The sequence below is a fragment of the Streptomyces calidiresistens genome (genome assembly GCF_014141525.1).
Lineage (GTDB): Bacteria > Actinomycetota > Actinomycetes > Streptomycetales > Streptomycetaceae > Streptomyces > Streptomyces calidiresistens.
Map to the genome: position 1 here is coordinate 1 of NZ_VKHS01001051.1, position 1,567 is coordinate 1,567.

Here is a 1,567-nt window from a genome sequence, read left to right on the forward strand (position 1 = left end):
CCCCCCGGCGGTCAACCCCCACCGGGAGCGCGGATCCCCACCCGCGCCTCCCACCGCCTCGCCACCACGACCCCACCGGTGACGACGGCGGACAGGCACCATCCCGCTTCATCCCGTTCCATCCGCACCATTTGCATCATTCGCATCCCATGCGAACTCCCGCACCACCACCCCCACAACCCCCCACACACAAGGGAGATCAGCATGCGTCGAAACCGACGTATCGCCATCGGCTCGGTGCTGGCGGCCACCGCCCTGGCCCTGACCACGATGCCCGCGATGGCCTCCGAGGAGACCACGCTCGCCGAGCGCGCCGAGAAGGCCGCCGCCGAGCTGCCCGACGGAGTGCTCGAGGCCATGCAGCGCGACCTGGGCCTGACCGCCGACGAGGCGAAGGTCCGGATCGTCGAGGAACTCGACGCGGCCGTCCTGGACCAGGATCTCAGCGCCGACCTCGACGGCTACGCCGGTTCCTGGCTGGCCGAGGGGACCACCGACCTGGTCGTCGCCACCAGCGACAGCACCGAGGCCGCGGAGATCCGCGCCGCCGGCGCCGAGGCGAAGGTCGTCGAGCACAGCCTGGAGGAGCTGGAGTCCGTCAAGGAACTCCTCGACGAGGCCGCCGAGGTCAACCCGACCGACAACGCCCCGCTCTGGTACGTGGACGTACCCACCAACAAGGTGGTCGTGCACGCCTCCGACACCACCGCCGCCGCGGACTGGGTCGAGGCCAACGGCGTCGACACCTCCGTGGTGGAGATCGTCGAGTCCGAGGAGCAGCCCCAGCCGTTCTACGACCTGATCGGCGGTGACCCCTACTACATCGGTAGCGGCCGCTGCTCGGTCGGCTTCTCCGTCCGCCAGGGCAGCACCCCCGGCTTCGTGACCGCCGGCCACTGCGGTGGCGTCGGTGCCACCACCACCGGCTACAACCGCGCCGCCCAGGGCACCTTCCGCGGTTCGGTCTTCCCCGGCCGCGACATGGCCTGGGTCGCCGTCAACAGCAACTGGACCCCCACCTCCTGGGTGCGGACCTCCAGCAGCACCGGCGTGCGGGTCACCGGCTCCACCCAGCAGCCGGTCGGCTCCTCCATCTGCCGCTCCGGCTCCACCACGGGCTGGCACTGCGGCACCATCCAGCAGCACAACACCTCGGTGACCTACCCCCAGGGCACCGTCAGCGGTCTGACCCGGACCTCGGCCTGCGCCGAGCCCGGTGACTCCGGCGGCTCGTTCATCTCCGGCTCGCAGGCGCAGGGTGTCACCTCCGGTGGCTCCGGCAACTGCCGCACCGGTGGTACCACCTACCACCAGCCGGTGAACCCGATGCTGTCGCAGTGGGGTCTGACCCTCGTGACCAACTGACCCGGCGGCCCGTCCGGGTCAGCTCACCGCCCGGCCCGCCGGGCCCCCTCACGGGGGTCCGGCGGGCCGCCGGCGTTCCCGGACGCGTCCCGGCCGACTCCGCCCCGGCCGTCGACGTCCCCGACGCCCGGGGCGGGCCCGGCGGTGGTCCCCAGCCAGTGGCGGAAGATCCGGTGGACGGCCTCCGCACCCACGATCCCCC

At 72.3% G+C, this 1,567-nt stretch carries 1 protein-coding gene; it reads left to right on the forward strand.

The features are described from left to right. Window positions 1-204: 204 nt before the first annotated feature. Window positions 205-1,365 carry a S1 family peptidase gene (locus FOE67_RS25355; protein WP_182667152.1) on the forward strand — a complete coding sequence of 387 codons (1,161 nt, stop codon included), beginning with the start codon at window positions 205-207 and terminating at the stop codon, window positions 1,363-1,365. Window positions 1,366-1,567: the final 202 nt, after the last annotated feature.

What these genes read in the sequence shown, in the direction of transcription:
- FOE67_RS25355 (WP_182667152.1), top strand. Translation starts at nt 205, where the DNA reads ATGCGTCGAAACCGACGTATCGCCATCGGCTCGGTGCTGGCGGCCACC.